Genomic DNA, 22688 nt, shown 5'->3' with positions numbered 1-22688 from the left:
GGGGCTGTAGGGGGATATGTCGACTGAATACCGTTTCGTTGTCGACTTGTCCCCAGGTCGAGAAGCAGACCTGTGGATAACTTCTGTGGATAACGCGAATCGACTGGTGCGACTGGTGCGACTGGTCGACGGCCGATTCCGGCCGTCAGAACCGGCCGTCCTGGCAGCGCGTCACCCAGTCCGCCGCCGCGACGAACGCCTCGTCCGAGGTGCCCGGCCGCAGTGCGCCCACATCCGCCGGCTCGACCTCCGCGCGCGGGTACGAACCCAGGTAGCGCACCTGGAGGCAGGTCCGCTTCAGGCCCATCAGGGCATCGGCCACCCGGCGGTCGGAAATGTGCCCCTCGGCGTCGATGCAGAAGCAGTAGTTGCCGATGCCGGCACCGGTGGGACGGGACTGCAGCAGCATCAGGTTGACACCCCGGGTGGCGAACTCGCCCAGGAGGTCGCGCAGGCCGCCGGGGTGGTCGTCGCGCTGCCAGAGCACGATGGAGGTCTTGTCCGCGCCGGTGGGCGCCGCGGGCCGGGAGGGGCGGCCCACCAGCACGAAGCGCGTCTGGGCGTTCTCCGCGTCGTGGATGTCGGCCTCCAGGACCTCCAGGCCGTAGCGGGCCGCGGCGAACTCGCCGGCGAACGCGGCGTCGTACCGGCCCTCCTGCACCAGTCGGGCACCGTCCGCGTTGGATGCGGCCGACTCCCAGGCGACGTCCGGGAGGTGCTTCTTGATCCAGTTACGCACCTGGGGCTGGGCGGCGGGGTGGGCGGTGACCGTCTTGACGTCCGACAGCTTGGTGCCCGGGCGGACCAGCAGCGCGAAGGTGATGGACAGCAGCACCTCGCGGTAGATCATCAGCGGCTGGCCGGCGACCAGCTCGTCGAGGGTGGTGGTGATGCCGCCCTCGACGGAGTTCTCGATCGGCACGAACGCGGCCTCGGCCTCGCCGCTGCGCACCGCGTCGAGCGCGGACTGGACGGACACGTACGGGACCAGTTCCCGGGTCGCCGTCTCCGGAAGCGTGCGCAGGGCGACTTCGGTGAAGGTGCCTTCAGGACCGAGATACGCGTAACTGGCTGGCATGTCCTCACCCTAATGGGCCCGGGGGAGACCCGGCTCACGTGTCCCGCGCACCACGCTCCGAGGGGTGACCTCCAGCCGGTTTCACCCCTCCAGCAGCCGCTGCCCCACGTATTCTCCCTCCGCTGCCCCGCCGGGCACCGCGAAAAGACCGCTCGCCTCGTGCCGGATGAACCGCGACAGCGCGTCCCCACGGTCCAGCTTGCGCTGTACCGGAACGAAGCCGCGCAGCGGGTCGGCCTGCCAGCAGACGAAGAGCAGGCCCGCGTCGGGGACACCGTCCGCGTCGAATCCGTCGTGGTAGGAGAAGGGGCGCCGGACCATGGCCGCGCCGCCGTTCTGGTCGGGGCGGGTGATGCGGGCATGGGCGTTGATCGGGACGATCAGGTTCCCGTCCTTGTCCGTCTTCTCCAGGTCCATCTCGGTCGTCTCGGTGCCTCCGGACAGCGGCGCCCCGTCGGACTTCCGGCGTCCGATGACGTCCTCCTGCGCCCCGGCGGAGAGCTTCTCCCAGTCGTCGAGCAGCATGCGGATGCGGCGTATGACGGCGTAGGAGCCGTTCGCCATCCACGCCGGCCCGTTCTGGTACGCCTCGTTCGCCCCGGGGTTCTCGGGGACGAAGATCCGCTGGTCGAAGTTGGCGTCGGTCGGCTTCGGATTGCGGGTTCCGTCGACCTGGCCCATGAGGTTGCGGGTGGTCATGGAGTGGGCGGTGGCGCCCGGCGAGCGGTTGAAGCCGTTCATCTGCCAGCGGACACGGGCGGCCGATCCCGCGTCCTGCTGGATCGCGCGCAGGGCGTGGAAGGCGACCAGGGCGTCGTCGGCGCCGATCTGCACCCACAGGTCGCCGTTGCTGCGCTTCTTGTCGAGGTGGTCGGAGGAGAAGTCGGGCAGCGGGTCGAGAGCGACCGGGCGCTGTTCTTCCAGACCGGTCCGGCCGAAGAAGCTGTGCCCGAACCCGAAGGTGACGGTCAGCGAGGAAGGCCCCGCGTCCCGGGCCACGCTCGTGTCACGGGCCCCCGTGGGCTTCCCCGCCATCAGCCGCCGGGCGGTCTCGGTCCAGCGGCGCAGCAGTGCGGCGGCCTCCTTGCGGCCGGCGCCCGCCGCCAGGTCGAAGGCGACGAAGTGGCCGCAGGACTGCATGGGCGTGGTGATGCCCGGCTGATGTTTCCCGTGAAACATCACCTGCTCGCTGCCCAGCGCGGTGAGCGGCGTGGCCGCGGACGAGGGCGCGGCGGCGTAACCCGCGGCAGCGCCCGCCGCGCCGAGTACAAGCCCGGTCGCACCGGCGGTGCCGAGCAGTCGCCGCCGTGAGATGCCCTCGCGGGCGGTGGTGTCTTCGGCGTCGCGGGATTCGGGACCGCCGGGCGACCCGTGGGGTGCCTCGGGGCCACGGGCCTCCGGGATGGACTGGTCAGACATGGTGCGGTTCAGCCGATCTGCGCGTTCTTGGAGACGGTCACCTGGTCGATGTCGGAGGTCCGTACGGTCACGGCGACCTCCCAGTCGCCGGCCATCGGGACCTGCACCCCGCTCGCCGACCAGTGTCCGGTGGTGATGTGGTCGGGGACGACGGGCAGTGGCCCGATGTCCTTGGCCTTCAGGGTGAAGGCGACCTTCACCTCGGGGATGTCGAAGGCGTTTCCGCTCGGGCCCTCGACATAGAGGTGCATGTCGTTGGCGCCCACCCGCGCGGGGTCGAGTTCGACCCGTACGACGCCCTCGCCGTTCTGGCCGCCGGTGTCGAAGGGGATGTCCAGGGTGACCGCCCCGGTGGAGGGGGCGGAGGTGGAGGCGGAGGACGAGTCGGCGGTCTTGGCCTCCTCCTCGGTCCGGCCCGGCTCGGTCTGGGTCAGGACGGTGGTGACGGCGAGCAGGACGACGGCGACGCCCGCCTCGGCGAGTACGGAGCGGCGCAGACCGAAGCGGTGGGGGTCGGCGTCCCTTTGCCGTTTCTGCCGGGCGGCGTCCACGGCCGCGCGCTGCCGGGCGAGCTGGGCGGCCCGCCGGGAGGTGCCGGAACTGTCCGGCGTACCCGCACCGGATGTGCCTTCGACGGCCTTCGCGGTCCCGGTCGCCTTCTCGGAGTCTTCCGCCGTTCTCCCGGCGGTCTTGGAGGTCCCGGCCGTCCCGGCCGTCTTTCCTGCGGCTTCCGATGCGCCGGTCGCCTTCCCGGCGCTCTTCGTCTTCTCGGCCGTAGTGACGGAGGAGGTCCTGTCCTGCCCCCTCTCCCGTTGACGGGCGATGGTGGGCACCGCCTCCGTCAGCTGTGCCGTCCATCGTCGAGAGAGGTAGGCGATGCCGACCAGCACCGCCACGAGCCCGATCTTGCCGAGGAGCAGTTGTCCGTACCGGGTGTCGGTGAAGGCCGTCCAGGAGCCGAGCTGGCGCCAGGACTGGTAGGTGCCGGTCACGACGAGCGCGACCACGCTGGTGAAGGCGACGCGCGAGAACCGCCGTACGGCGAGGGCGGGGACCGGTGTGTCCGCGGGTGTCCGGTACAGGGCGACGAGCAGGGCGGTGAGCCCGCCGAGCCAGGCGGCCATGGCGAGCAGGTGGACGACGTCGACCGGCATGGCGATACCGGTCTGGAGGCCGACGGAGGCGTGTTCGGACATCGCCCAGGTCGCCGCGAGTCCGGCTGCCACGACGGCCCCGCCGACGGCGAGCCCGAAGGTGAGGTCCCGCTTCTCGTCGTCCTCCCGTTTGTCGTAGGCGCCGAAGAGTACGGCGACGAACAGCGACGCCGCCGCGAGCAGCAGCAGCCGGGAGACCAGTGAGGCGCCGGTCTTGGTCTGCAGCACGTCGCCGAGCAGGTTCAGGTCGAAGACGTCGCCGAGCTTCCCGGAACTGGTGTAGGAGCCGCGCAGCAGGAGCAGCAGCAGGGTGGCGGCGGTCAGCGCGAGCCATCCGGAGACGACGAGCCGCTGTACGGCCCGTACTCCGGAGCCGCGCGGCCAGCAGGCGAGGACGAAGGCGGCGCCGCCCACCAGCACGGTGAACCCGGCGTACGACACGTACCGTCCGAGGCCGTACAGCCAGCCGACGGCCCCGCCGCCCGCCTCCGTGGCGGAGACGGAGACGGAGGTCTCGGACGGGGCGCCGATGGAGAAGGTGTAGGCGCCGGCGACGGGGTGGCTGTCGGCGGACACGACCTGGTAGGTCACCGTGTACGTGCCGTCGGGCAGCCCGGTGTGCAGTTTCACGGAGTACGCCGTGCCGCCCGTGCCGGACGGCTTGCCGTCGTCGACACGCTTGCCCTTGGGGTCGAGGACGCGCAGCGAGTCGTCGTCCATGGAGACGGACTCGGAGAAGGTGAGCGACACCTGGGCCGGAGCCTTGTCGACCACCGCCCCCTGCCGGGGGTCGCTGCCGGTCAGTGCGGCGTGCGCGGAGGCCGGCCCCGCGCCGGCGAGCAGCGCGCAGGCCGCGGCCAGAAGCAGCAGCACCAGGGTCCGGACGCGCGGGGCGATGGTCTGCGTCAAGGTGGTCCCTCCCTCAGTGTCCGGAGTGTTCCGAGTGGTCGGTCGGCTGGTATGTGGCCGCCTTCACGGGCAGCTTGACCGTGACGGGGTCGGAGTGGGCGAAGTGCAGTTGGACGGGGACCGTCTGTCCCTCCTCGAACCGCTGCTTCAGTTTTTCGAACATCAGGTGGTTGCCACCGCTTTCGAGCACGAGTCGGCCGTGTGCGGGGATCGGGAGGCGGTCTACCTCCTGCATGGTCCCGTCGACGGTTTCGTGCACGGTGACGTCACCGGATTCGCTGGTGACGGAGGTCAGTTCGTCCTCGGCGTCGCCCTCGTTGGTGATGGTGAGGAAGCCGGCCGCCATCGAGTCGGAGACCGGTTGCGGTATGTAGGCGGCGTCGACGGAGAGTTCGGCACCGGCGGCCGAGGAGCCGGATCCGGAGTCCGAGTCGCCGCAGCCCGCGAGGAGCAGGGCGCCGATCATCGTCACGGCGGCGAGAGCGGGGCGGCTGCTCACGGGTTCTCTCCCTTGAGGAGCTTGGGGAGGTCCTTGGTGTAGTCCTGGACGGTGGCGTCCTCGCCGTAGAGGACGTAGCCCGCGTCGGACTTCGGGGAGAAGGCGACGACCTGGGTGCCGTGCGCCGAGACGATCTTGCCGTTCTTGTCCTTGGTCGGTGGGTCGATGGAGATGCCGAGGGTGCGGGCGCCGGCCTGGACGGTGTCGAAGTCGCCGGTCAGGCCGACGACCTGCGGGTCGATGCCCTTGAGCCACTTGCCGAGCGCGGCCGGGGTGTCCCGTTCCGGGTCGGTGCTGACGAACACGACGCGGAGCTTGTCCTGCTCGGCCTGGGGCAGCTGCTTCTTGGCCACGGCGATGTTGTTCATGGTCAAGGGGCAGACGTCGGGGCAGTGGGTGTAGCCGAAGTAGATCAGGGTGGGTTTGCCGGCGGTCTGCTCGCGGAGGTCGTACTCCTTGCCCTCGGTGTCGGTGAGGACCAGGTCGGGCTTCTCGAACGGCTTGTCGAGGACGGTGGCGGCCTGCCGGCTGGTGTCCTCGGAGACCATCGTGACGGGCTTGTCGCTGTCGGCGCCGCTGCCGCACGCGGACAGGGTCAGGGAGGCGGCGGCGAGCAGTGCGGCCGCGGCGAACGTCTTCTTGCGCATAGAAAAATGTCCCAGATGTGAGGTGCTCCGGTGCGCGCCGGGGTCCGTCGGACCGACGGAGGATGCCCGGCGCGTACCGGACGAGAGGATGCGTCGGCGTTGTTACGCCGACGCACCGGCGCGGGCGCTGTTACGCGGACGCACCGGAGTCGCGCCGGCGGCCGGCCAGTACGCCGTAGGCGACGCCCGCGGCGCCGACGACGATGCCGACGACGGCGAGGACGCGTGCGGTGGTGTCGCTGCTGTCACCGGAGCCGGAGTCGGACGAGGCGGAGGTGTCGGCGGCGGTGTTCCGCGCCGCCGCCTCGGTGTCGTCCCCGGCCTTCGCGCCCGACGATCCGTGGGCGTCGCCCTCGGCGGCGGCCAGCTCCAGCACGGGTGCCGGGTAGTCGGGCTCCTCCTGGCCCTCCTGCGGCACCTCGATCCAGCGCACGACCTCCTTGTTGTCGTACGTCTGGAGCGCCTTGAACACCAGCTGGTCGGCGTCCTCGGGCAGAGCGCCGACGGATACCGGGAACTTCTGGAAGTAGCCGGGCTCGATGCCCTTGCCGTCGGCGGTCCACGTGACCTTGGTGACGGCCTCGGTGAGCTGCTTGCCGTGCGACTCGAGCGGCTTGTCCAGCTTGGACTTGGTGACGACGGCCTTCCAGCCGGGGACCGGCTGCGGCATCACGGACGCCAGCGGGTGGTCGGCGGGGAAGTTGACCTCCAGCTTGGTGGTGGAGGCGTTGTCGCGTTCGTTGGGGACCTTGAAGCCGACGACCGCGTAGCCGCCCTTGGCCGCCGCGCCCTCGGGCTGCACGCTGACGTGCGCGAAGGCGGGGGCGGACAGGGCGAGGACGGCGATGCCGGAGACGGCGCCGGCGGCGGCGATACGAGAAGCCTTCATGGACGAGCACTCCACTTCGAGTGGGGCACCGGTGCTGAGCCGGTGACGAGTGACTGGAGGGATGCGCGCACGCGCGCGTGCCGCACGACGGCGGCCCCTCCGGACAGCGGCCGATGGGCCGAAGTGGGGTGGTGGTCGCGTCGTGTCAGGCGGCGAGGAAGAAAGCGTCGCTCGGCGGGCCGCGCCTGATCACCGTGTGCTGGAGTGCGGTGGTGCGGGACCGCGCCGGCACCGGTCGGGGGGCGTGCGGCAGGCGCGGGCCAGTCCCGGGGGCCCCGGCGAGCCCGGCGTGCAGGGCGCGGACCAGCGAGAGCGCCGCTCGCAGGGCGCGTACGAACGCTGCCTCGGCCAGCGAGTGGGCCGAGTGCGTCGACAGTTCGACGAGCCGGGCCAGGGCCAGGTCCCCTCGTCGCAGCAGCCAGCCGGCGGCCAGGGCCGCGAGGACGTGGGCGAGCAGCATCGGCAGGGACGGCAGCAGCGAGGCCGGGGAGCCGGCGGTGGCCAGGGCGTCGGCAGGGTGGTGTGCCGGACCGGCGGCGATGTCCGGAGCGATCCTGGCGTCGGTGAGGATCCGCTGGGCCTGGGCCGGGCTGATCGCCGCCGCGGTGGTCCCGCAGACCAGCCGTGCGGCCTGCTGGATCAGTGAGGCGTCGGACAGCGGGCCGGACCCGCCGGTGGACGCGACGGCCGTACCGGACGCCGTGACCGCCGTGGCGCCGTGCTGGCCCAGTCCGAACAGGGAGTGCAGCGCCGTCTGTCCGAGGATGAGCAGTACCGCGATGCCGGGCAGCGAGCGTTCGCGTCCGGCGAGGGGTGCGGCGACCACGACCGTCCCGAGGAATCCGGCGCCCAGTGACCACAGGGGAACGGCGGCGCAGGAGGCGAGGGTGTGCCCCGCCGCGGCCAGCACGACGCAGACCGCGGCGAACACCGCGGCCCGCAGGATCCGGAGGTCGTTCCCGGAGCGCGCCGTGGGCGAGTGGGGGGCAGTCATGGCCGCCTCATCATCCCACTGGCACCCCCCGCGCCGTACGGCAGGTCCACAAGGTGCCGTACGACCGGGAGAGGACCGTAAGATCACCTCTTGGTGCGAGCCGTCCTGTTCTGGCCGCTGACGTCCTGCATACACCGATTGGCGGCAGGGTCACATCCGCCATCTGGACGGTCTCGCGCGAAGACGGCGCTTACGCCCCGGCGCGGGGGGCAATACGTATCGGTATGTCGAGCCGCGGCCGGGAGGCTGGAGCATGAGCATCTGGTGGTCACTCCATTTGCGGCGCGAGGCTGCGAGCGTGCCCCTGGCCCGCCGCCTGCTGATCGGCACCATGGAGACCGCGGGCGTGGACCCCGACATCTCCTTCGATCTCTCCGTGGCGCTGAGCGAGGCCTGCGCGAACGCCGTCGAGCACGGCGGCGACGACGAACCCGGTGGCCCCTCGGAGGCGTACCGCGTCACGGCCTACCTCGACGGCGAGCGGTGCCGCATCGAGGTCGCCGACACGGGCCCGGGATTCCCGGCGGCGGCGCCGGGCCGCCCGGGGGGAGTGGCCCGACCGGTGTCCGACGACGCCGAGGACGGCCGCGGCCTGTGTCTCATCCGGGAACTCGCCGACCACGTCCATATCGGCAGCGCGCCGGGCCGGGCCGGTGCGGTGGTGAGCTTCGACAAGATCCTCAAGTGGCGCGAGGGCACTCCGCTGATGGCGGTCTGACGGGTCTGACGGGTCCGGCGGGACCTACGGGACGGGGAGACCGGGGGACGACGACGGCGGCGCCGTCGTCGCCTTGCCCCGCGAGATGCCGAGCTGGTCGGCCGGCCGCCGGGTCGCCGGCAGCCGCGATCCGGGGGCCAGCCACTGCCGTCCCGTACGGCGTCCCGGAGCGCCCGTTCGAGCCCGGACCGGCGCCCCTGCCCGGCCTCGGGCTTCATACGCAGGTCCACACCGATGCCGGACCAGAAGTCGTCCACGCAATGCGTCCCCCGGCGCCTGGGCGCGTCAGAACCCCGGGGCCCGTCCGCGGACGCGGACGCATACGCAGACACGGACGCGGCGCCCGGGCACGCCGATGGCCGGGTACCCGTGCGGTACCCGGCCATCATCGAACCGTGGATCAGGCCTTCAGCGCGGCCATCCACTCCTCGACCTCGTCCGACCGGCGCGGCAGCCCGGCGGACATGTTCCGGTTGCCGTCCGCGGTGACGAGGATGTCGTCCTCGATGCGGACGCCGATGCCCCGGTACTCCTCGGGCACGGTCAGGTCGTCGGCCTGGAAGTACAGGCCCGGCTCGACGGTGAGCACCATGCCGGGCTCCAGCGTGCCGTCGACGTAGGACTCCACGCGCGCGGCGGCGCAGTCGTGGACGTCCATGCCGAGCATGTGGCCGGTGCCGTGCAGCGTCCAGCGGCGCTGCAGGCCCAGCTCCAGGACCCGCTCGACGGGGCCCTCGACCAGGCCCCACTCGACGAGGCGCTCGGCCAGCACGCGCTGGGACGCGTCGTGGAAGTCCCGGAACTTGCCGCCCGGCTGCACGGCCGCGATACCGGCCTCCTGGGCGTCGTAGACGGCGTCGTAGATCTTCTTCTGCAGCTCGCTGTAGCGGCCGTTGATCGGCAGCGTGCGCGTGACGTCGGCGGTGTAGTACGTGTGCGTCTCCACGCCCGCGTCGAGCAGCAGCAGGTCGCCGGAGCGGACCGGGCCGTCGTTGCGTACCCAGTGCAGGGTGCAGGCGTGCGGGCCGGCGGCGCAGATGGAGCCGTAGCCGACGTCGTTGCCCTCCACGCGCGCGCGGAGGAAGAAGGTGCCCTCGATGTAACGCTCGGACGTCGCCTCGGCCTTGTCGAGGACCTTCACGACGTCCTCGAAGCCGCGCACGGTGGAGTCGACGGCCTTCTGCAGCTCGCCGACCTCGAACTCGTCCTTGACCAGGCGGGCCTCGGAGAGGAAGACGCGCAGTTCCTCGTCGCGCTCGGCGGTGACCTTGTCGGTCAGGGCCGCCTCGATGCCGGCGTCGAAACCGCGTACGACGCGCACCGGGCCGGTGGCCTCGCGCAGGCTCCCGGCCAGCTCACGGACGTCGGAGGCGGGGATGCCGTACCGCTTCTCCGCCTCGGTGAGGGAGTGGCGGCGGCCGACCCACAGCTCGCCCTGGCCGTCGAGCCAGAACTCGCCGTTCTCGCGGTCGGAGCGGGGCAGGAGGTAGATCGTCGCGGTGTGACCGTCGCCCCTGGGCTCCAGGACCAGGACGCCGTCCTCGGTCTGGTTGCCGGTGAGGTAGGCGTACTCGACCGAGGCGCGGAAGGAGTACTCCGTGTCGTTCGAGCGGGTCTTCAGATTGCCCGCGGGGATCACCAGGCGCTCGCCCGGGAAACGGGCGGACAGCGCCGCGCGGCGGGCGGCGGTCTCGGCGACCTGGGCGATCGGCTCCAGGTCGCGCAGCTCCGTGTCGGCCCAGCCGGACTTCATGTTCTCGGCCAGTTCGTCGGACACGCCCGGGTACAGGCCGTTCTTGCGCTGCTTGATCGGCTCCTCGGTCTCATTCTCCGGGGTCTCCGGGTTGTCCGGGGTGAGCTCCTCCGACACGGTCATCCTCCTTGATACGGCACTGGACCACCCCCCATCGTACGGTCGTACGGAAGGGGGCCCAGGGCCGTAGGGCCTGTTACATGGAGGCGCTACCGTCCGCTATGTATGACGTGCGGGGAGTCATTGCCCCGTTATTCGAACCGGACGGCCAGCAGGACGACGTCCTCCTCCGAGTCCGCGTCGGCCTTCCCGTCCGGCAGCACCGTGCGCAGGACGTGCTCCGCGACGGCGTCCGGGTCGTGGCGCTTGGCCCGGGGCACGCCGGCCGCCGCCGCGTGCAGGCGGGCGAAGGCGCGGTCGGCCGGGTCGCCGGTGCGGTGCAGCAGCCCGTCGGTGTACAGCAGCACCGTCTCCCCGGCCTCGGCCTGGAACTCCACGCTGGGCGCCTCCCAGCAGGCGAGCATGCCGAGCGGCGCGGAGACGGAGGTCTCGACGAACTCCGTGCGTCGTTCCCCGATCAGCAGCGGCGGGCTGTGGCCGGCGCCGGCCAGGGTGATCCGGCGCAGCGCGGGCTCGCAGTAGCCGAACAGGGCGGTGGCCGAGCGGGCGGGCTCGGTGAGCCGCAGCAGCAGTTCCAGGTCGGACAGGACCGCGACCGGGTCCTCGCCCTCCATCACGGCGTACGCGCGAAGCGAGGCCCGCAGCCGCCCCATCGCGGCGACCGCGCTGGGCCCGGAGCCGGTGACGGACCCGACGGCGAGACCGAGCGCGGCGTCCGGCAGCGGCAGCGCGTCGTACCAGTCGCCGCCGCCACGCGGACCGGTGCGGTGCCGGACGGCGAGCTGGACGCCGGGCACCCGCGGCAGGCGGGAGGGGAGCAGCTCCTCGGCCATCGTCGCCATGCACGCGCGCGTGCGCTCGGTTTCCAGGAGCCGGGCCAGGTGCTGGGCGGCGCACCGGGCGTAGCGGCCGGCGAGGTGGCGCTGCCGCTCACCCGGTTCGGCGGGCTCGTCGTAGAGCCATACGGCGGCTCCCAGGCGACCGGCGTCTTCCGCGGACAGGGGGAGCGCGTAGCCGGCGGCGTAGCCGAGGCGGGTGGCGACTTCGCGGTGGCGGGGGTCGAGGCCCGTCTCCGCGAGCAGGTCGGGCTCGGCGATCCCGCTCTCGCCGACCGGCAGTCCGTCGAGAATCCGCCCGTGGGGCAAGGAGCTCCGGGGGACGGTCTCGAGGTGGCCGAGGTCGGCGCGGGACAGGCCGAGGCCGGTGGTGGTGTCCGGTCCGAGTCCGTCGGCCGGTTCCAGGACGACGAGTCCGCGCCGGGCGCCCACCAGGGCGGCTCCGGCGCGCAGCACCTCCTGGAGGCCTTCGGAGAGGGAGTCCGTACGGACCAGGCGTTCGGTCAGCTCATGCAGGGTCGTGAGGTCCGATACCCAGCCGGCCAGCCGGTCTTGGAGCAGGGCGCCGGCAGCACATGGCGCGCCCGAGGCGTCTGTGGCGTCTGTGACCTCTGTGGCGTTTGGCGTGGTGGCCGGGGAGGTACCCGGGGCAACGGACGCGACAGTGTGTGCGGGGGACGGAACCGTTGAATCGATTCCGGCCACTTTCGCAGGGTGCGGGGTCTTCATGGCCTCCGGCCTTCCGACCGGCAGTTACTGCTCAAAAGCATCGCAAACCCCCATGTCATTCTGCGCCGCTAGCAGTGTCTCCACATGTACACGCACTCGTAAGGAGATGTCCAGCATTGTCCTGCCGGGATTCCTGGTGTCCATGGGGTGTGAGCGGCCCCTTCGCGACCTCTTGCGGAAAAGCGAAATTGGCTTGAAACTTCCCCGGAGGACGGCTTGTTGCGGTCGACTGGGGGTGCTTTACGGAGCGTCACAGCGGTCGTGATGGGTACGTACTCGGAGAAGGCCAGGGGTGGTTGGGGACCACCCGGAACCTGGCGGCGGACCCGGGCGTCCTATCCACCGACGACCGTGCCCCATCCTCCCGTGGCGGAGGCGGAGAGAAATACGCGGGACGGTAAACGCCAGACTTCGCCACCCCCGCGCCACGCCCATGCTTTTGACAGACGCAGTGTGGACGGAACCGCCGCGGACGCAGTCAGTGCTCGACCCACAGGGGTTTCCCCTGCCCGTGGCAGAGATGCCCTCGGCGGAGATGCTCTTGCCGGGGTGTGATGCGCCACCAGCTACGCACAGCGAAGAGATCGACACATGGTGTGATGTGACCACGGTGTTGCCAGGCGTGCAACGGAAAGGAACGAGCGCTCATGCGCGAGATCCTCGGAAGGCGACGCAGGCTCTTGTCCCAGCACGACGACGGGCGGCCTGAGCTGATCGGCGCGGCCCTGACCTACGCGACACAATGGCAGTGGCCCGTACTCCCGGGTGTGGCGGCGGATCCGCGAGCGCGGTCGCGCTGCGGCTGCCCCGACCCGGAGTGCACGGTGCCCGGCGCGCATCCCTTCGACCCCGGGCTCCTCGCGGCCACCACCGACGCACGTATGGTGCGCTGGTGGTGGACCAACCGGCCCACCGCGCCGATCGTCCTGGCCACCGGTGACAGCGCCCCGTGCGCCGTCTCGCTGCCCGCCCTGCCGGCCGCCCATGCCCTGGCCGCGCTCGACCGCGCCGGTCTGCGGCTCGGCCCGGTCGTCGCCTCGCCCACCCGCTGGTCGCTGCTGGTCAAGCCGTACTCCATGGAGCAGCTGGGCGAGTTGCTCTACGCCAAGGACTTCGTCCCCGGCTCTCTGCGCTTCCACGGCGAAGGCGGCTATCTCGCGCTGCCGCCGTCCGAGACCGGCGGGGGCACCGTGCGCTGGGAGCGGGCGCCGCTGCCCGGTTCCGCCTCGCCCTGGGTGCCCGACGTGGAGGCCGTGGTGGACGCGGTGGTCGACGCACTCACTCGTACGGGTGTGAGTGCCCCCGAGTTGTAGGGGTGTCGGGCGTGCGCGGGGGGCCGCGCACGCCCGTGTCGTTATCGTCCGCCCCATGCCGCTCCATGCTGGGGGCAGCGCGCCGCCGGACGATACCGCTGCGGGCTGTGCCGCGCTGGGCTGTGCCGCTCTGGGCTGTGCCGTGCTGGGCTGTACCGCTCTGGGTCGTTACCTCGGGCCGCGCCGTGCGGGGTCGCGTCGCGCGGGATCGCGCCGCGGCAGGCGGGCCCGGGGGCGGGTCCGCCTGTACGGGATCGCCGGCGCGGTGGTGTGCACGGTCGTCCTGCCGTTCGCCGTGGCGTCCGCGGGGCCACCGGGCTACGATGCGGAGGGTGCCCCTGCGGCCGTGCCTGACCTTTCCCAGGGCGGGGGCGACGGCAAGGCACCCGACGGGGCCGGTCACGCACAGGCCCCGGACGCGCCCGCCCGTTCGCCGCTGTATCCCGGCCCGGCCACCGCCGTGCGCTGCGGTTACGCACTCGCTTCGCCCGAGGGTGTCGAGGCGCATACCTGCGTCGGGACCCGAGGGGGGAGACCTGGGCGTGGACCTACTGCCGCAACGCGACCGGCGACCCGCTCGAATCCGCGGTGAGCCTCATGGGGCCCGGCGGGCACAGCGCGCGGACTGCGCTGCGCGGTGGGCACCGAGGACGCGCCGGGAATCTGCGAGACGCCCGGAGAGCACACTCGGAGCGGGCCGGCGGCGTACACCGCGGTCGCGGAGTTCGCGGACGGGCCGGAAGCGCACCGCTGCTGCTGCGCATCGGGAGCAATGGCGGCGGCGACGGGAGTGACGGTGGCGACGAGCGCGACAGCGACGACGTGCGCGGTCGTGGCGGCGGCGGAAGCGACGGGGCCGCCCGGGACGGCAGGGCCGTCGAGGAGGACAGCCCCGCTACGAGCGGTACCGGCGAAGTTTGGTAACTCACCTGTGGGAACGGGGAGTTGAATCATGACTGCGGTGCGTGTGCGACCGGACGCATGGAAAGGCCCGGTTGCTGGCGACGGGGGATGCACCAGCAACCGGGCTACTCGAACGGTAACAAGAGATCGGCGGTAAGCAAATTCGATCTCTTGTTTTCCGGTCACCGACTGGCTTGTCTTCGGCGGGAGTTGTGACCGGAGTCACGCCCGTCCGGGTCACGGTCCTGGCCGACCGGTCGGTCGGCCAGGACCGCCCCCCCACGGCTGGGCGTCAGCTGAGGGTGACCTGCCGGTTGGTCAGACCGCCGCGTGCCCGGCGCTCGTCGGGGGTGAGCGGAGCGTCCGTGGCCAGGGCCTCGGCGAGACGCTCGGCGAACTCGGCCGCCGGCTTCTCGATGTCCTGCGCGGTGATCTCGCTCGGCAGGTCCCACACCGGCACGGTGAGCCCGTGCGCGCGGAAGGAACCGACGAGGCGGGTGCCCTCGCCGAGTGACGACCGGCCCGCGGCGTGCAGCCGGGCGAGAGCGTCCAGAAGCCGCTCCTCCTCGTGCGGCATGACCCAGCGCAGGTGGTTCTTGTCCGGCGTCTCGCACCAGTAGGCGGCGTCCACGCCCTGGAGCCGGACGGTCGGGATGGCCGCGGCGTTGGCCCGCTCCAGGGAGGCGGTCACCTCCGGCGTGGCGTTCTCCGGGTCCGGGACCCAGAACTCGAAGCCCTCGTGGACGTCCGGCTCGAACGCTCCCTCGGGGGCGAGCAGGTCCTGCAGCCGAGGACCGTCGGCCGGTGCGCGGCGGCCCTGCACCGGGGTGCCGGGCTCAGCGGTCAGCGCCCGCTGGAGGGTGTCGGCGAGGTCGCGGCTGATGTCGCCCGACGCCGTGTCGTTCTGCAGGCCGAGCAGGACCGAGCCGTCGTCGCGGCGCAGGGCCGGCCAGGCCATCGGCAGCACGGTGGCCAGTGTGACGGAGGGGACGCCCTCGGGCAGGCCGTCCTTGAGGGGCAGTTCTACCGTGGCGGCCGGCACCAGCTCGCGCAGTGCCACCCAGTCGCACTCGCCGGGCAGCCCCTCGAACGGGCGCTGTACCAGCGCGGTCGTGGCCTGCGCGGCGGCCCGGCCGTGGCAGGCCTTGTACCGGCGGCCGCTGCCGCAGGGGCAGGGCTCGCGTGCGCCGACGGCCGGGAAGTTCCCGTCAGCGCCTGCGGCACGGGCACCGCCGGCGGGCTGCGGGCGCTTGGCCTTCGTCTGGGGTCGCTTCTTGGCCATCGTGGGTGTCTCCCGGTTGCGGCTCATCTCGTACGGGCGCGAGCCTAGCCGTTCCCACCCCGGCCGACGGGACCCTGTGGACAACGGGCCGCCTGTGGGCAACTCGCCCCGGCTTCCCCATGGCTGCTGCCGTCGCGGTTGCCCGGCGCCCCGCCGGGTGTCCCCGCGGTCGCCTGGGCGGCGGGCCCGCGGTGCCTACGGGTCTGCCTGTGGTCCCACGGGTCTGCCTGTGGTCCCACGGGTCTGCTTGCGGTCCCACGGGTCTGCTTGCGGGCCCCCGAGCAGGCTCGCGGTCTCACAGGGTCTTCCTGTGGTCCCCTGAGCAGGCTCGCGGTCTCACGGGTCTGCCCGTAGCTTCCTCGGCAGGCCCGCGATCTCCTGCGGGCCTGCTCGCGGCCTCGGCGTCCCCGCGTCGCCCCTGCCCGCCCGCGCCCCCGCAACCCCCCCCTGGAGCCGGCCACCGCCCAGTCGCTCCCCTCAACCCCCTGCGCGCGGGCCGCCGGGTCAGCCCAGGTCGTCGAAGACGTCCGCGAAGCCCAGGCCGGGGATCTCCGACACCGCCGGTGCGGTGATCCGGGTGGCGAAGTCGTCACGACGGTGCCCGGCGTCCGGGTCGTGGACGTCGTCGTGGACGACCACCCACACGGTGACCTCTCCGCGGACGTCGTCCCGTACGCCCCAGGCGTCGGCGAGCGCGGTGATGATGTTCAGCCCGCGACCGCCGTGCGCGGTGACCGAAGGGGTCGCCGGGGCGGGGCGGGTGGGACCGCCGCCGTCCGTGACCTCCACGACCAGCCGGCCGCCCGCGTCCACCTGCCACGCGGCGCGGACGTCACCGTCTCCGGCCAGCTCGTCGCCCAGCGGACGGCCGTGCTTGCACGCATTGCTCAAGAGCTCCGAAAGGACCAGTACAGCGTCGTCGATGACCGATTCCGACACGCCGCCGCTGCGCAGCTCATCGCGCATGCGGTGCCTTGCTTTCCCCACGCCCGCAGGGCCATGAGGCACGGCCATGCTCGACGACGTGGGCACCTCCTGTGCCACCACCAACGCCACCCCCGAGACCTCCTTCGCCCCACGCCACGGTGTGGATGCCCCCCTGGCCTGAACCGGAAACCGTCCGGTCCCCGCCCAGTGACGCATTCGACACGGGCGAACACGCATCGAACGCGCCGGAGCACTCCCTGTAATCACATGGCTGGATCTCATCGGTGTGGCCGAGACGGGAGAATGCGGCGGAGGCCCGCAGGGCCAAGGGCTCCGGGCCGAATCAGTGGCCCAGACGGTCCAGGTGATCCAGCACCGCGCGCGGCCGGTTGGTGATGATGCCGTCGACGCCCAGACCGGCGCAGAGCTCCACGTCCTCGGTCTCGTTCACGGTCCACACGTGCACCTGATGACCGGCCCGCTTCAGGCGCTCGACGTAGGCGGGGTGGTTGCGCACGATCCGGATCGAGGGGCCCGCGATCCGGACACCGGCGGGCAGTCGTCCGTCGCGCAGCCGGGGTGAGACGAACTGCATCAGATAAACCGTCGGCAGGGTCGGCGACGCGGCCCGTACCCGGTGCAGCGAGCGGGCCGAGAAACTCATCACACGGACCGGTGAGTCGGCGGCAGAGGCCGGGGAGTCGAGTCCGAACCGCTTCAGGAGCACCAGCAGCCGCTCCTCCACCTGTCCCGCCCAGCGCGTGGGGTGCTTGGTCTCGATGGCCAGCTCCACCCGCCGCCCCGCGTCGGACACCAGCTGGAGCAGCCGCTCGAGGGTCAGGACGGAGGTTGCCTCCCGGTCCTCGGGCCGGTGCTCCCAGTCGGGCTGCTCGTCGCGCGTCCGCCAGAACTCCCGGGTCCTGCGGGCGCCGAAGTCCAGCGCGGCCAGATCGGCGAGCTCCAGCGCCGACACCGCGCCGCGGCCGTTGGACGTACGGTTGACACGCCAGTCGTGGACGCAGACGAGATGGCCGTCCGCGGTCAGGCGCACATCGCACTCGAGGGCGTCGGCTCCGTCCTCGATCGCCTTCCGGTACGCGGCCAGCGTGTGCTCGGGCGCCTCCTCGGAGGCTCCCCGGTGGGCGACGACCTGGATCCGGTGCTGGCGTGCGTGGGTCACCGCGTCATGGTGCCACCGCGTGCGGGTAGACGTGCCATCGGAGTCCTCGGCGGCACGTCCGTTTAGTCTTGGATGACCTATATAAAGGCTGATCGTGGACCCACAGCAACCGCTTATGGTGCTCTGACGGCCCGTGGGAAAAGCTGATGGCATACGAGAACACCGCACATCTGCGTCGCGCCGGACCGTGGAGCAGCGCGTGAGCGTGGCTGAGCGCGAGCAGTGTGACCGACAAACAGCCGTGGAACGAGGAGAGAAGCTGTGAGCACCGAGAACGAGGGCACCGCGGTACCCCCGGCCCCGTCCGCGCCCCCCGTGCCGGTGGATTCTCCCGCCACCTCCGCCCCGTCGGCCGCGCCGCCCGCGGACCGGCCGCCGTCCCACACGCCCGAGGTACCGCAGCCGCACGAGGGTTTCGGCCCTCCAGGCGTTCCCACCCACGCACCGAACCAGCCCGCTCCGCAGGACCCGGCCGCCTCCCACGACCCGACCGCTCCCCAGCACCCGGCCGCCTCCCATGAGTCGACTGCTTCGCACGGTTCGGCCGCGCCCCAGGGACACAACGCCCCGGACGCCTCCTGGCCGCCTCCCCCGCCGCCGGGCACTCCGTCGTACGGCGGGGGAGGCGGCGAGGGCTACGGCGGCTGGGGCTCCTCGTACCAGCCGCCGGCGCCGAAGCCGAGCCGCGGCCGTGGTGGCGTGGTGGCCGCGCTCCTGGTCGCCGCGCTGGTCGCGGGTGGTCTGGGCGGCGGACTCGGCTACACCCTGGCCAAGAACAACGACGGGACCGGCTCCACCACGGTCTCCGCCTCGGACACCGGCGGCTCCGTCAAGCGCGACGCGGGCACGGTCGCCGGCGTGGCCGCCAAGGCGCTGCCCAGCACGGTCACCATCCAGGCCGAGGGCAGCAACGGCGAGGGCGGCACCGGCACCGGGTTCGTCTTCGACAAGCAGGGCCACATCGTCACCAACAACCACGTGGTGGCGGAGGCGGTCGACGGAGGAAAGCTCAGCGCGACCTTCCCCAACGGCAAGAAGTACGAAGCCGAGGTGGTCGGACACGCACAGGGCTACGACGTGGCGGTCATCAAGCTGGAGAGTGCCCCCTCGGACCTGAAGCCGCTGGCCCTGGGCAACTCGGACAAGGTGGCCGTGGGCGACTCCACGATCGCCATCGGCGCCCCCTTCGGCCTTTCCAACACAGTGACCACGGGCATCATCAGCGCCAAGAACCGTCCGGTGGCCTCCAGCGACGGCAGCGCGGGCAGCAAGGCGTCCTACATGAGCGCCCTGCAGACCGACGCGTCGATCAACCCGGGCAACTCCGGCGGTCCGCTGCTGGACGCGCAGGGCAACGTCATCGGGATCAACTCCGCGATCCAGTCCACGAGCAACGGCGGATTCGGCACCGGCCAGGCCGGCTCGATCGGCCTGGGCTTCGCCATCCCGATCAACCAGGCGGAGTTCGTCGCCAAGCAGCTGATCAAGACCGGCAAGCCGGTGTACGCGAAGATCGGCGCCTCCGTCTCCCTGGAGGAGACGACGAACGGCGCCAAGCTCACCGAGCAGGGCGTGGGCGGTGCCGAGCCCGTCGAGCCGGGCGGCCCCGCCGCCGACGCGGGCCTCAAGCCCGGTGACCTCATCACCAAGCTCGACGACCGGGTGATCGACAGCGGCCCGACGCTGATCGGCGAGATCTGGACCCACAAGCCCGGCGACGAGGTCACGGTCACCTACGAGCGCGGCGGCAAGCAGCAGACGACCGAACTCACCCTCGGCTCCAAGGTCGGCGACGACTGACCCACGCGTCGGCGCACCGGAGGGCCGGACACGGGTCAAGCGGCCTCCGTACGGGCCACAGCCCCCGCCGACCGACCGGGGCCGGTACGCTGTACCCGCTCCGTCCCTGGTGGACGGGGCGTGGGTGGGTTGCCCGAGCGGCCTAAGGGAACGGTCTTGAAAACCGTCGTGGCGCGAGTCACCGTGGGTTCAAATCCCACACCCACCGCAGTGTTTGACGGCCCCTGACCAGGCGTAACGGTCGGGGGCCTTCGTCATGAGCACATGCGCTTTCACCGTGAGATCCACTGAGGGGGGCAGGCCGCACCGGGCTACGCTGCTGAGGCCTCGGGTGCTGACAAGTTCGGGGTCTCGACCGGTGATCTCGTGTGTCCCCCCGCTTCCGGTGGGGCCGCCGCAGCGCGGGGGATCACCGGGCCTCGTATCCGAAGGCCAGGGCGGGGCTGTGACAGGGCTGTGACCGGAAGTGTGGCTTCCGCCACGGCCCAGGCGGGGCCGGGCTGGTGGGGTGGGGCGATGCGTATCCCCCAGCTCCGCACGCCGCTTGCGGTCTCCGGCGCTCTCGTCGCCAGTCTCCTGCTCGGTGCCTGCGGCACCCAGACCGCGGCGTCCGGAACGGGCGGGGAAGGCCAGTCGGAGGATCGGTGTGGGGCGGGGGCGTCCGGCGGCAGCGACAGCCCGAGCGCCGGTGCCGCCGCTGGTACCGGCGGTGACGCGGGGGCCGGGCAGGAGCAGGACGCGGTACGGATCACCGGGATGGTCGAGCGGGCCGGTGACGCCGGGTCGTCCGGCGCCGGGGCGAGTGCCTCACCCGGTGTCAGGGTGGGCGAGCGACCTGGTGTGTCCGTCACGGCGGACAGTCTTCCCGGGCTGCCGGAGATCGGCCGGTCCGACGGCGAGTCCGACGGCGCGGGCGGTGGGGCGGGCGGTGGGGCATCGTGCGTGGTCGCGTACTCGGTGACCAACCAGGGAGCCGAGCCCTTCACCTACACCATCACCTTCTCCCTGATGGACGACCAGGGAAGGGCGATGTCGAGCGTCGAGGAGACGGTGGCGGCCGTGGGGGTGGGGCGGACCGTGCGGCGCACTCTTGAGCACGTCGGTTACCAGGGCAGCCGGCGCCTTGACGCGGAGCACGTGCGGATCCTCGACGTGAAGCGGGTGCCTACCGACGAGGCGCCCGCGCCCCCCGGTTCCTGCCCGCCGTCCGGGCTGCGTCTCACCGCCGACAAGGGGGACGCGGCCATGGGGCTGCGAGTCGTGGGGCTGCACCTGGAGAACTGCGGCAGTCGCCCGTACTCCCTGGAGGGTTACCCGGTACTGCAGTTGCTCGACGAGGACCTGCAGCCGGTGGACGGGATCGACATCCTGCGCGGCACCAACGACATCCCCATGGCCGGAGACGACGACGCGCCGCCCCGGCCGGTGACGCTGCGGCCGGGCGAGTCCGCCGTGTCGGGTCTGGCGTGGCGCAACACCACGCAGTTCGGTGAGGCGGTGACCGTGCCGTACGTCAGGGTCCGGGCCGAGTCCGGCTCCGACCCCGTGGTGGTCACGCCGAACCTGGATCTCGGCACCACGGGGAAGCTGGGCGTCCGGGCTTGGCGGAAGGACGAGACGGGCTGAGTCGCCTCGGCCGCTCCGTTTCCGTTCCATGGGTGGCCCGCGTGGTCGTCCCGGCTACTTGGGGTCGCGGTTGAAGACCGACTTGGACCAGAAGTAGCCGAGTGCGGTGAGAGCCAGGCACCAGGCGAGTGCCAGCCAGCCGTTGTGGCCGATCTCGGTGCCGAGGAGGAGTCCGCGCAGGGTCTCGATGGCGGGTGTGAAGGGCTGGTACTCGGCGATGGGCCGGAACCATCCCGGCATGGAGCCGACCGGTACGAAGGCGCTGGAGATGAGCGGGAGGAAGATCAGGGGCATGGCGTTGTTGCTGGCGGCCTCGGCGTTGGGGCTGACCAGGCCCATGCCGACGGCGACCCAGGTGAGCGCCAGGGCGAAGAGGACCAGTAGTCCGAATGCCGCGGTCCACTCCAGGACGGTGGCGTCGGTGGAGCGGAAGCCGATGGCCACGGCGACGGCGCCCACCAGGACCACGCTGGCGACCGACTGCAGGACGCTGCCGATGACGTGTCCGACGAGTACGGAGCCGCGGTGGATGGCCATGGTGCGGAAGCGGGCGATGATGCCCTCGGTCATGTCGTTGGAGACGGACACGGCGGTGCCGATGGTGGTGCTGCCGATGGTCATCAGCAGCAGGCCCGGCACGAGATAGGCGATGTACGCGGAGCGGTCCGCGCCGCCGTCGCCGATGCCCGCGCTCATCGCCTCGCCGAAGACGTAGACGAAGAGCAGCAGCAGCATGATCGGCGTGAGCAGGAGGTTCAGGGTGAGGGACGGGTAGCGGCGTGCGTGCAGGAGGTTGCGGCGCAGCATCGTGGTCGAGTCGCGTGCGGCGAGGGCGAGGGTGCTCATCGGGCGGTCTCCTTGGGCTGGTCGGGCTGGTTGGGCTGGTCGGGCTGGGCGGGGATGCCGGTGTTGTCGGTGAGGGCGAAGAAGACGTCGTCGAGGTCGGGGGTGTGCACGGTGAGTTCGTCGGCCTCGACGCCGGCGGAGTCCAGCCGGTCGAGGATGGCGCGCAGGTCGCGCTGGCTGCCGTCGCTGGGGACCTGCAGGGCGAGTGCGTCGTCGTCGCGGGTGACCCCGCCCAGTGCGGTGGCGGCGCTGTGGTAGGCGGCGGGGTGGGTGAAGCGGAGCCGGACGTGGCCGCCGGGGATGAGGCGCTTGAGTTCGTCGGCGGTGCCTTCGGCGGCGATCCGGCCGTCGTTGAGCACCGCGATGCGGTCGGCGAGCTCGTCGGCTTCTTCGAGGTACTGCGTGGTGAGGAAGACCGTCACCCCGTCGGAGACGAGTTCGCGGATGATCTGCCACATGTTGTGGCGGCTGCGGGGGTCGAGGCCGGTGGTGGGTTCGTCGAGGAAGATGACGCGGGGGCTGCCGACCAGGGTCATGGCGATGTCGAGGCGGCGCTTCATGCCGCCGGAGTAGGTCGAGGCGGGCTTCTTCGCGGCTTCCACCAGGTCGAAGCGCTCCAGCAGTTCGGCGGTGGCCCGTTGTCCCTCCTGCTTGGGCAGGTGGTGCAGGTCGGCCATGAGGAGCATGTTCTCCTCGCCGGTGATCAGTCCGTCGACGGCGGAGAACTGCCCGGTGACGCCGATCGCGGCGCGTACGGCCTGGGGGGTGGCGGCGAGGTCGTGGCCGGCGACCTGGGCCTGTCCGCCGTCGGCGGTGATGAGGGTGGAGAGGATCTTGACGACGGTGGTCTTGCCGGCCCCGTTCGGCCCGAGCAGCGCGAACACGGACCCGGCCGGGATGCGCAGATCGATGCCGTCGAGGACGGTCTTGTCGCCGTACGACTTGCGCAGACCGAGGGCGGAGACGGCGGTCGGCGGCGTGTCACCGTTGCTCTGACTAGATGTGGGCATGACAGGTGAAGGCATGGTGCTCTCCGGTCGAAGGCAGAAGTGAGGAGGGGCCGGGG

Annotated in this window: 18 protein-coding genes, 1 tRNA gene and 1 pseudogene; 5 read left to right on the top strand and 15 right to left on the bottom strand. The window is 71.8% G+C overall.

All coding sequences use genetic code 11. The features are described from left to right. Positions 1–145: 145 nt before the first annotated feature. The 7 genes from pheA to ACH4NX_RS28250 all read right to left on the bottom strand — a co-directional run bounded on the left by pheA (position 146) and on the right by ACH4NX_RS28250 (position 7589). Complete coding sequence (gene pheA / locus ACH4NX_RS28280) at positions 146–1078, bottom strand: prephenate dehydratase (RefSeq protein WP_351400481.1); 933 nt, start codon at positions 1076–1078, stop codon at positions 146–148. Positions 1079–1159: 81 nt separating this feature from the next. Further along, entirely contained in the window at positions 1160–2497 is a 1338-nt protein-coding gene (gene efeB / locus ACH4NX_RS28275) for an iron uptake transporter deferrochelatase/peroxidase subunit (protein ID WP_398129084.1), read from the bottom strand. 8 nt (positions 2498–2505) lie between these two features. Next, complete coding sequence (locus ACH4NX_RS28270; RefSeq protein WP_398129085.1) at positions 2506–4560, bottom strand: copper resistance CopC/CopD family protein; 2055 nt, start codon at positions 4558–4560, stop codon at positions 2506–2508. 13 nt (positions 4561–4573) lie between these two features. Continuing rightward, a complete protein-coding gene (locus ACH4NX_RS28265; protein ID WP_351400496.1) occupies positions 4574–5026 on the bottom strand; it encodes a copper chaperone PCu(A)C in 453 nt (150 codons plus the stop codon). Between the two features lie 29 nt (positions 5027–5055). Further along, positions 5056–5706 (bottom strand): SCO family protein, encoded by a 651-nt coding sequence (locus ACH4NX_RS28260; RefSeq protein ID WP_398129086.1) that lies wholly within the window; start codon positions 5704–5706, stop codon positions 5056–5058. A 130-nt stretch (positions 5707–5836) separates the two neighbouring features. Further along, positions 5837–6595, bottom strand: a complete 759-nt coding sequence (locus ACH4NX_RS28255; RefSeq protein ID WP_398129087.1) for a YcnI family protein — start codon at positions 6593–6595, stop codon at positions 5837–5839. Between the two features lie 145 nt (positions 6596–6740). Continuing rightward, positions 6741–7589: a hypothetical protein gene (locus ACH4NX_RS28250; protein ID WP_351400476.1), complete on the bottom strand. Its 849-nt coding sequence runs from the start codon at positions 7587–7589 to the stop codon at positions 6741–6743. Between the two features lie 253 nt (positions 7590–7842). Here ACH4NX_RS28250 and ACH4NX_RS28245 point away from each other — a divergent pair, with 253 nt between their 5' ends. Then, positions 7843–8307, top strand: coding sequence for an ATP-binding protein (locus ACH4NX_RS28245; RefSeq protein ID WP_351400475.1), 465 nt, complete (start codon positions 7843–7845; stop codon positions 8305–8307). A gap of 60 nt (positions 8308–8367) precedes the next feature. Here the strand turns inward: ACH4NX_RS28245 and ACH4NX_RS28240 are convergent. From ACH4NX_RS28240 to ACH4NX_RS28230, 3 genes and pseudogenes are all read right to left on the bottom strand, one after another. Next, a pseudogene (locus ACH4NX_RS28240) lies at positions 8368–8564 on the bottom strand (PLP-dependent aminotransferase family protein); the annotation flags it as partial. Positions 8565–8707: 143 nt separating this feature from the next. Beyond that, positions 8708–10177 carry an aminopeptidase P family protein gene (locus ACH4NX_RS28235; RefSeq protein ID WP_351400474.1) on the bottom strand — a complete coding sequence of 490 codons (1470 nt, stop codon included), beginning with the start codon at positions 10175–10177 and terminating at the stop codon, positions 8708–8710. 134 nt (positions 10178–10311) lie between these two features. Further along, complete coding sequence (locus ACH4NX_RS28230; RefSeq protein WP_398129088.1) at positions 10312–11745, bottom strand: PP2C family protein-serine/threonine phosphatase; 1434 nt, start codon at positions 11743–11745, stop codon at positions 10312–10314. A gap of 647 nt (positions 11746–12392) precedes the next feature. On the opposite strand from ACH4NX_RS28230, the gene ACH4NX_RS28225 reads away from it, so the two are divergent. Then, positions 12393–13058, top strand: a complete 666-nt coding sequence (locus tag ACH4NX_RS28225) for a bifunctional DNA primase/polymerase (RefSeq protein WP_351400472.1) — start codon at positions 12393–12395, stop codon at positions 13056–13058. 1195 nt (positions 13059–14253) lie between these two features. On the opposite strand, the gene ACH4NX_RS28220 is transcribed toward ACH4NX_RS28225, so the two are convergent. The 3 genes from ACH4NX_RS28220 to ACH4NX_RS28210 all read right to left on the bottom strand — a co-directional run bounded on the left by ACH4NX_RS28220 (position 14254) and on the right by ACH4NX_RS28210 (position 17350). After that, on the bottom strand, positions 14254–15243 hold the full coding sequence (locus ACH4NX_RS28220; RefSeq protein WP_351400471.1) for a DUF5926 family protein: 990 nt from the start codon (positions 15241–15243) through the stop codon (positions 14254–14256). A 504-nt stretch (positions 15244–15747) separates the two neighbouring features. Next, the gene (locus ACH4NX_RS28215; protein ID WP_351400470.1) at positions 15748–16299 is read right to left on the bottom strand and encodes an ATP-binding protein; all 552 of its coding nucleotides are present in this window, start codon (positions 16297–16299) and stop codon (positions 15748–15750) included. Positions 16300–16513: 214 nt separating this feature from the next. Beyond that, positions 16514–17350, bottom strand: coding sequence for a glycerophosphodiester phosphodiesterase (locus tag ACH4NX_RS28210; protein ID WP_351400469.1), 837 nt, complete (start codon positions 17348–17350; stop codon positions 16514–16516). 261 nt (positions 17351–17611) lie between these two features. Between ACH4NX_RS28210 and ACH4NX_RS28205 the strand changes: the two genes are divergently transcribed. The 3 genes from ACH4NX_RS28205 (at position 17612) to ACH4NX_RS28195 (ending at position 20776) form a co-directional block, all read left to right on the top strand. Next, on the top strand, positions 17612–19150 hold the full coding sequence (locus ACH4NX_RS28205) for a trypsin-like peptidase domain-containing protein (protein ID WP_351400468.1): 1539 nt from the start codon (positions 17612–17614) through the stop codon (positions 19148–19150). 123 nt (positions 19151–19273) lie between these two features. Continuing rightward, positions 19274–19358, top strand: a tRNA-Ser gene (locus ACH4NX_RS28200). Between the two features lie 308 nt (positions 19359–19666). Then, a complete protein-coding gene (locus ACH4NX_RS28195) occupies positions 19667–20776 on the top strand; it encodes a DUF4232 domain-containing protein (protein ID WP_398129089.1) in 1110 nt (369 codons plus the stop codon). A 54-nt stretch (positions 20777–20830) separates the two neighbouring features. On the opposite strand, the gene ACH4NX_RS28190 is transcribed toward ACH4NX_RS28195, so the two are convergent. Beyond that, on the bottom strand, positions 20831–21622 hold the full coding sequence (locus ACH4NX_RS28190; protein ID WP_398129090.1) for an ABC transporter permease: 792 nt from the start codon (positions 21620–21622) through the stop codon (positions 20831–20833). Further along, positions 21619–22632 carry an ATP-binding cassette domain-containing protein gene (locus ACH4NX_RS28185; RefSeq protein ID WP_398129091.1) on the bottom strand — a complete coding sequence of 338 codons (1014 nt, stop codon included), beginning with the start codon at positions 22630–22632 and terminating at the stop codon, positions 21619–21621. Before ACH4NX_RS28185 ends, ACH4NX_RS28190 begins: the two co-directional genes overlap by 4 nt. Positions 22633–22688 lie beyond the last annotated feature (56 nt).

Source organism: Streptomyces sp. NPDC017225, from assembly GCF_044331465.1.
Classification (GTDB): Bacteria; Actinomycetota; Actinomycetes; order Streptomycetales; family Streptomycetaceae; genus Streptomyces.
The sequence above is the reverse complement of the archived record's forward strand: the minus strand, read 5'-3'. Positions and strand labels throughout refer to the sequence as shown.